The organism is Streptomyces sp. P5F9 (assembly GCF_057961495.1).
The window spans coordinates 1-7,255 of record NZ_JBXVPZ010000472.1 but is presented as its reverse complement, the minus strand read 5'-3'; the positions used below and the strand labels follow the sequence as shown (position 1 = coordinate 7,255).

Genomic DNA, 7,255 nt, shown 5'->3' with positions numbered 1-7,255 from the left:
CAGCAGCAACGACAGCGCCCCGCCCGCGGCCCCGCCCACGATCCACGGCGTACGGCGCCCCCACCGCGCCGTCGTGCGGTCGGACAGCGCGCCGAAGAGCGGATTGGCGACCAGGGACACCAGCGCGCCCGCGCCCGTCACCCACGCCAGCATCGTCTCCTTGGACATGCCGGTGCCCGGCGCGAAGTCCTTGGCCTGCGACGCCAGCAGGATCTGAAGCGGGCCGTACCAGCCCACCCAGATCGCCCCGTTGGCGAGCGACAGCGCGGACGTCCAGCCCCGGCCCACGCGTTCGACGGGTTCGGCCAGGGCGAGAGCCGAAGTGGCCGTGGAGGGAGCCGGATTGCCGTCGTCCACCGAACTCCCCGTCGTCGTCATCTCTGCGCCCGCAGCATGCCCTGGAACCAGCTGTACGACGCCTTCGGAGTGCGCGCCTGTGTCTCGTAGTCCACGTGGACGAGGCCGAAGCGGCGCTCGTAGCCCTCCGCCCACTCGAAGTTGTCCAGCAGCGACCACACGAAGTACCCGCGGACGTCCACACCCGCCTCCAACGCCCCGTGCAGCGCCCGGACATGGCCGTCGAGGTACGTGATCCGGTCCTGGTCGTCGATGCCCTCGTAGGAGCAGCCGTTCTCGGTGATGACGACGGGCGGGAGGCGGTCGCCGTAGCGGTCGCGGAAGGTGGTGAGGAGTTCCGTGAGGCCCTCGGGGACCACCGGCCAGCCGAAGTCCGTCACCGGGACGTTCTCGATCTCCCGTACCGAGAAGGGGAGTTCGGCGGGGAGCGTGAGGCCGCCGAACTCGATCTCCGCGCCCTGGGGTGCTCCGACCCTGCTCGGCGCGTAGTAGTTGATCCCGTACCAGTCGATCGGTTCGGCGATCACCTTCAGGTCGGACTCGACGTCGCCCGGCATCAACTCGCCCAGGCCGGACGGGTATTCGCCGAGCAGGAGGGGGTCGGCGAACAGGCGGTTCAGGAGCAGGTCGTAGAAGTTGGCCGCCTCGATGTCCTCCGGTTCCTGCGAGGCCGGCCAGGTCGGGCCGTGGGAGTTGGCGATCCCGATGTCGGTGGCACCGGCCGCGCGCAGCGCCCGTACCGCCAGGCCGTGGGCCAGGAGTTGGTGGTGGGCGACCGGGAGCGCGTCGAACAGGAGCGCCTTGCCGGGGGCGTGGGCGCCCAGCGCGTGGCCCAACAGGGTATGTTCCGCAGGCTCGTTGAGGGTGATCCACTTCTTCACCCGGTCGCCCAGGCGGTCGGCGACCACCGACACGTACTCGGCGAAGTGTGACGCCGTGTCCCTCCGCAACCAGTCCTGGGTGACCGGGAGATCCCAGTGGAAGAGGGTCGGGACCGGGCGGACGCCCGCCGCGCACAGGTCGTCGACGAGGCGGTCGTAGAAATCGAGGCCGCCGGGGGAGTTCACCCGTGGCCAGGAGATCGAGAAGCGGTACGCGTCCACGCCCAGGTCGGCCAGGAGGGCCACGTCCTCGCGGTGGCGGTGGTAGTGGTCGCAGGCCACCGCCGCCGTCGAGCCGTCCTTGATCCGGCCCGGCTCGGCCTCGAACGTGTCCCAGACGGACGGTTCGCGCTCGTCCGCCGCGCCCTCGATCTGGTGGGCCGAGGTCGAGACGCCCCAGAGGAAGCCGGCCGGGAACCGAGGTATCGGGTTGCCTGCATCAATCGCCATGCGCCGGATCATCGGTACCGGCGGTAACGGGTGTCAACGGGCGGGCGTGAACAAGCAGTTACGCCCGCCCGAGGACATCAGCTCACGCGCCTTCCTTCAACACCTTTGAGATCAGCTCGCGTTGATCGTCGGTGAGCCGGGGGTCGGCCGTGTGCACCGTCTTCCCGTCCACCGTGATCTCGTAGTGGAAACCGTCCGGGACCCCCGTCGTGGGAGCGCTCTGGCCGGCGGCGACCGCCCGTTCGGCCAGCGCGTGCCACTCATGGGCGTCGGGCCGCGTCGAGGTGTCGACCTCGCCGCTGCGCTGGATACCGCCGAACCCGCCTGTGCGCCGTACCTGAATACGCATGGGCCCTGTCTAGTACGGATACGGGTCCGGCGCGACCGCCGGACCCGTCGCGACTACGAGGTCGGCACCCCGACCTGTTCCCACGCCTTCGTCACGGCCCGCAACTCCTCGCCGCCGTCCCCGAACCGCGTCTTCGCGGCGGCCACCGTGAGCTTCGCGAAGTCCGTGAACAAGGCGTCCTTCTTCAGCTCGCCGCCGGTCAGGACGTCGTACCAGATCTGTCCCGCCTTCTCCCAGGCGTGCCCGCCGATCGCGTCGGCGACGAGGTAGAAGGCGTGGTTGGGGATGCCGGAGTTGATGTGCACGCCGCCGTTGTCGCTGCCCGTGTTGACGAAGTCGTCCATCGTCGCGGGCTGTGGGTCCTTGCCGAGGGCGTCGTCGTCGTAGGCCGTGCCCGGGGCCTTCATGGAGCGCAGGGCGACGCCCGAGACGCGCGGGGCGAGGAGGCCCGCGCCGATCAGCCAGTCGGCGTCGGCGGCGGTCTGGCCGAGCGTGTACTGCTTGATGAGCGAGCCGAAGACGTCGGAGATGGACTCGTTCAGGGCGCCGGACTGGCCGAAGTAGGTCAGGTTCGCGGTGTACTGCGTGACGCCGTGGGTCAGTTCGTGGCCGATGACGTCGACCGGGATGGTGAAGTCGAGGAACAGCTCGCCGTCGCCGTCGCCGAACACCATCTGCTCGCCGTTCCAGAACGCGTTGTCGTACTTCACGTCGTAGTGGACGGACGCGTTGAGCGGCAGGCCCTGGCCGTCGATGGAGTGGCGATTGAAGGCGTTGAGGTACAGCTCGAAGGTGGCGCCGAGCCCGGCGAAGGCGCGGTTGACGGTGGCGTCCTTGCCCGGGTCGGAGCCCTCGGCGCGCACCTTCTTCCCCGGCAGGTCCTGCTTGTGCTTCGCGTCGTAGATCGTCCGCTGCGGCTTGTCGGACACGGCCGGCGCGGCGAGGGTCGGGGCGCCGATGACCGTGGTCAGCCGGCGGTGGGTGCGCTCGTAGGCGTCGCGCTCCAGGGTCTCGCGGGCGGGACCGGCGAGCGCGGGGTCCTCGTGCTGGGCGAGCCTGTCGAGGACATGCGGCGGGACGATCGTGCAGAAGACGGGCTCGAAGCCCCCGTGAGTCGTCATGCCCCGCACCCTGGCACTGAGTTATGCCGCTGTCACTACCGGCAACCGTGATTGGTGAAATACGGGGACAATCGTCACGTGCCCGTAGCAGAGAGTGGTATACAGCCGCGGATGTCCCGCATAGTGATACGGGCCCCCGCACCGCGCACGACTCGGCTAGTCTGCTGGACATCATGCGTATCGGGCTGCTTCTCCTTAGCTGCCGCGGCGAGGGCCTGTAGTCGAGGCCGACCCCCTCCCCGCGGAGTCTGGCGTTGCGCCGTCGGCCGTCCTTCAGGACACCACGAGGAGCCCCCGCATCATGGCAACCAGCCGCGCCAATCGCCAGCAGCCCAGTTCTATGCCGATCCACAAGTACGGCCAGTACGAGCAGGTCGACATCCCCGACCGCACCTGGCCTTCGCAGCGGATCACCGTAGCCCCCCGCTGGCTCTCCACGGACCTGCGCGACGGCAACCAGGCGCTGATCGACCCCATGTCACCGGCGCGCAAGCGCGCGATGTTCGACCTGCTGGTCAAGATGGGCTACAAGGAGATCGAGGTCGGCTTCCCGGCCTCCGGCCAGACCGACTTCGACTTCGTGCGCTCGATCGTCGAGGAAGAGGGCGCGATCCCGGACGACGTCACGATCTCCGTGCTGACGCAGGCCCGCGAGGACCTGATCGAGCGGACCGTGGAGTCCCTGAAGGGCGCCAAGCGTGCGACGCTGCACCTCTACAACGCGACCGCGCCCGTCTTCCGCCGCGTGGTCTTCCGCGGCTCCAAGGACGACATCAAGCAGATCGCCGTCGACGGCACCCGCCTGGTGATGGAGTACGCCGAGAAGCTGCTGGGCCCGGAGACCGAGTTCGGGTACCAGTACTCGCCGGAGATCTTCACGGACACCGAGCTGGACTTCGCGCTGGAGGTCTGCGAGGCGGTCATGGACGTCTGGCAGCCCGGCCCGGGCCGCGAGATCATCCTCAACCTGCCTGCCACCGTTGAGCGTTCGACCCCGTCGACGCACGCCGACCGCTTCGAGTGGATGGGCCGCCACCTGTCCCGCCGCGAGCACGTGGTGCTGTCGATCCACCCGCACAACGACCGCGGCACGGCCGTCGCCGCCGCCGAGCTGGCGCTGATGGCCGGCGCCGACCGCGTCGAGGGCTGCCTGTTCGGACAGGGCGAGCGCACCGGCAACGTCGACCTGGTCACCCTGGGCATGAACCTCTTCTCGCAGGGCGTCGACCCGCAGATCGACTTCTCCGACATCGACGAGATCCGTCGTACGTGGGAGTACTGCAACCAGATGGAGGTCCACCCGCGCCACCCGTACGTGGGCGACCTGGTCTACACGTCCTTCTCCGGCTCCCACCAGGACGCCATCAAGAAGGGCTTCGACGCGATGGAGGCCGACGCCGCCGCCAAGGGCGTCACCGTCGACGACATCGAGTGGGCGGTCCCGTACCTGCCGATCGACCCGAAGGACGTGGGCCGGTCCTACGAGGCCGTCATCCGGGTCAACTCGCAGTCCGGCAAGGGCGGTATCGCGTACGTCCTGAAGAACGACCACAAGCTGGACCTGCCGCGCCGGATGCAGATCGAGTTCTCCAAGCTCATTCAGGCCAAGACGGACGCCGAGGGCGGCGAGGTCACCCCGAAGCAGATCTGGGCGACCTTCGAGGACGAGTACCTGCCGAACCCGGACAATGCCTGGGGCCGTATCCAGGTGAAGAACGGCCAGTCGACCACCGACACCGACGGCGTGGACACGCTCAAGGTGGAGGCCACGGTCGACGGCGTCGACACCGTCCTGACCGGTTCCGGCAACGGCCCGATCTCCGCGTTCTTCGACGCCCTGGGGTCCGTCGGCATCGACGTACGGCTCCTGGACTACCAGGAGCACACGATGAGCGAGGGAGCCTCCGCGCAGGCCGCGTCGTACATCGAATGCGCGATCGACGACAAGATCCTGTGGGGAATCGGCATTGACGCGAATACGACACGTGCGTCCCTGAAGGCCGTCGTCTCGGCCGTCAACCGCGCTACCCGCTGAACCAGCCTGACCGGCGGTTTACCCGTCGTCGAAGGGCCCCGTACGCCGGTCTCCGGTGGGCGGGGTCCCGTCGTTTCCCGGCCATTCTGTGTGCAGGTCACGGAGAGGTCTCGTCCGGGGTACTGACTCCGGCTCGACAATGTGGCTAACATCACGCCAGCGCGGCGATGTTGCCGCGGCGTTACGGAGGTGCGACGTGCTGCCTGAACGGGGACGAGACGGCCGAGCTGTCCATGAGGGCCGTGCGGCGCGCGTGCTGGGCATCCGTACCGCGTGGACCAGCGTCGGGGACGGCGAGTTCTTCTGCCCCGGATGCGGGGGCGACCGCAACTACCAGCGGCTCACCGGGCGCCGCCGCTTCACCCTGCTCGGCATGCCGGTGCTGCCGCGCGGCGACACCGGTCCTGTCGTCGAGTGCGCGGCCTGCCAGGGCCACTACGGCACCGACGTCCTCGACCACCCCACCACGAGCCGCTTCTCCGCGATGCTCCGCGACGCCGTCCACACGGTCGCCCTCGCGGTCCTCGCGGCGGGTGGCAGCTGCGCCCGTACGTCCCTGGAGGCCGCCGCGGGCACCGTGCGCGCCGCCGGCTTCCAGGAGTGCACGGAGGAACAGCTCGGCGCCCTCGTCGAGGCCCTGGCCGCCGACACCGGCCGCGTCTACGGCGAATCCAGCGGCGCGGGCCTTGCCATAGAACTGCACGAGGCCCTCGACCCGCTCGCCCCCCATCTCGCCCCCGCAGGACGCGAGTCGATCCTGCTCCAGGGCGCCCGCATCGCCCTCGCCGACGGCCCCTACACCCCCGGGGAACGCGACGCCCTCGCCACAGTGGGCGCCGCCCTCACCATCTGCTCGGACGACGTGACCCGGCTGCTGGCGGCGGCGCGGACGCCGTCGTAGAACACACCCGCACGGCCTAGGAGGACAGTGGTACGCGCGTCACGGGTGGTGACTCCGGAGAGCATGTGACGGACAGGTCTCCGAAAGCCCGTGAGGGAGAGCGATGACCATCCTGAGCCGCACGCTTCTCACCACCGCCGTACTGATCGCACCGCTCACCGTCGCCGGGCACGCGTCAGCGCACTCCGGCTGCACGTCCTCCGTGCCGTACGTCTCCGGAGACGGCGGCTACGACACCTACCGCATCCCGGCGACCGTCGTCTCCGACCGGGGCACCGTCCTGGCCTTCGCCGAGGGGCGGCCCAATAGCGCGGGCGACACCGGGCACATCGACGTCGTCCTACGGCGTTCCACGGACGGCGGCTGCACCTGGGGTCCGCTGTCGGTCGTCGCCGCCGGGGACGGGGACACCCGGGGCAACCCGGCTCCCGTCGTCGACCCCCGCACCGGCGCGATCGTGCTGGTCACCTCCTACAACAGCGGGGCCGTGACCGAGGGCCAGATCATGCGGGGCGAGGTCACACCGGAACAGAGCCGGCGCGTGTTCGTGCAGCGCAGCTGGGACGACGGGCGGCACTTCTCCGCTCCGCGCGACATCACGGGGGAGGTGAAACTGCCGAGTTGGCGCTGGTATGCGACGGGGCCCGGGCACGCGGTCGCGCTGACGCGGGGTGCGCATGCGGGGCGGTTGGTGGTTCCTGCCAATCATTCCGCCGCGCCGAGCGCCGGGTCGAGTGACACCGGGCAGGAGGCGAAGTACTACGGCGGGCACGACCTGTACAGCGACGACGGCGGCGAGACGTGGCGGCTGGGGTTCGTCGACTCGACGTACGACGGGGTCGACAACGCGAATGAGTCGACCGCGGCCGAACTCCCCGACGGGCGGCTGTACTTCAGCTCCCGGGATCAGCTGGGGACGAGTGTGGGGAACCGGCTCGACACCTACTCCAGTGACGGGGGTGTGAGTCTCGACCGGCCCTACGCGGTGCAGCACACGTTGGACGACGTGCCTGTGGTGGAGGGGAGTGTTCTTCAACTGCCGGGGGAGGGGGCTCCGTTGCTGTTCTCGGCACCGTCCGTTCCCAACGTGCGGGAGGGGATGGCGATTTGGCGGAGTGCGGATGGCGGGGGGAGTTTCGTGAAGGCCGTTACGTTGTCGGG

General features: G+C 69.5%; 7 protein-coding genes. 3 read left to right on the top strand and 4 right to left on the bottom strand.

Going from position 1 to position 7,255, the window contains the following annotated elements; all coding sequences use genetic code 11:
- From AC31A1_RS42820 to AC31A1_RS42805, 4 genes are all read right to left on the bottom strand, one after another.
- On the bottom strand, nucleotides 1-378 hold a 378-nt coding region (locus AC31A1_RS42820), incomplete at its 3' end, for an MFS transporter (protein WP_489658487.1).
- Nucleotides 375-1,700, bottom strand: a complete 1,326-nt coding sequence (locus AC31A1_RS42815) for a GH1 family beta-glucosidase (RefSeq protein ID WP_489658486.1) — start codon at nucleotides 1,698-1,700, stop codon at nucleotides 375-377. The genes AC31A1_RS42815 and AC31A1_RS42820, both read right to left, overlap by 4 nt.
- Before the next feature lie 70 nt (nucleotides 1,701-1,770).
- Entirely contained in the window at nucleotides 1,771-2,037 is a 267-nt protein-coding gene (locus AC31A1_RS42810) for a protealysin inhibitor emfourin (protein WP_489658485.1), read from the bottom strand.
- A gap of 53 nt (nucleotides 2,038-2,090) precedes the next feature.
- Nucleotides 2,091-3,158: a M4 family metallopeptidase gene (locus AC31A1_RS42805; protein WP_489658484.1), complete on the bottom strand. Its 1,068-nt coding sequence runs from the start codon at nucleotides 3,156-3,158 to the stop codon at nucleotides 2,091-2,093.
- A 301-nt stretch (nucleotides 3,159-3,459) separates the two neighbouring features.
- Between AC31A1_RS42805 and leuA the strand changes: the two genes are divergently transcribed.
- The 3 genes from leuA to AC31A1_RS42790 form a co-directional block, all read left to right on the top strand.
- Nucleotides 3,460-5,193: a 2-isopropylmalate synthase gene (leuA, locus tag AC31A1_RS42800; protein WP_489658483.1), complete on the top strand. Its 1,734-nt coding sequence runs from the start codon at nucleotides 3,460-3,462 to the stop codon at nucleotides 5,191-5,193.
- A gap of 196 nt (nucleotides 5,194-5,389) precedes the next feature.
- The gene (locus AC31A1_RS42795) at nucleotides 5,390-6,094 is read left to right on the top strand and encodes a TerB family tellurite resistance protein (RefSeq protein WP_489658482.1); all 705 of its coding nucleotides are present in this window, start codon (nucleotides 5,390-5,392) and stop codon (nucleotides 6,092-6,094) included.
- 103 nt (nucleotides 6,095-6,197) lie between these two features.
- Nucleotides 6,198-7,255 (top strand): sialidase family protein (locus AC31A1_RS42790; RefSeq protein WP_489658481.1); only part of this gene is annotated, 1,058 nt, incomplete at its 3' end.

Bases quoted from the DNA above. Each gene is read 5' to 3' on its own strand.
- AC31A1_RS42815 (WP_489658486.1), bottom strand. From the start codon at position 1,700: ATGATCCGGCGCATGGCGATTGATGCAGGCAACCCGATACCTCGGTTC.
- AC31A1_RS42810 (WP_489658485.1), bottom strand. From the start codon at position 2,037: ATGCGTATTCAGGTACGGCGCACAGGCGGGTTCGGCGGTATCCAGCGC.
- AC31A1_RS42805 (WP_489658484.1), bottom strand. From the start codon at position 3,158: ATGACGACTCACGGGGGCTTCGAGCCCGTCTTCTGCACGATCGTCCCG.
- leuA (WP_489658483.1), top strand. From the start codon at position 3,460: ATGGCAACCAGCCGCGCCAATCGCCAGCAGCCCAGTTCTATGCCGATC.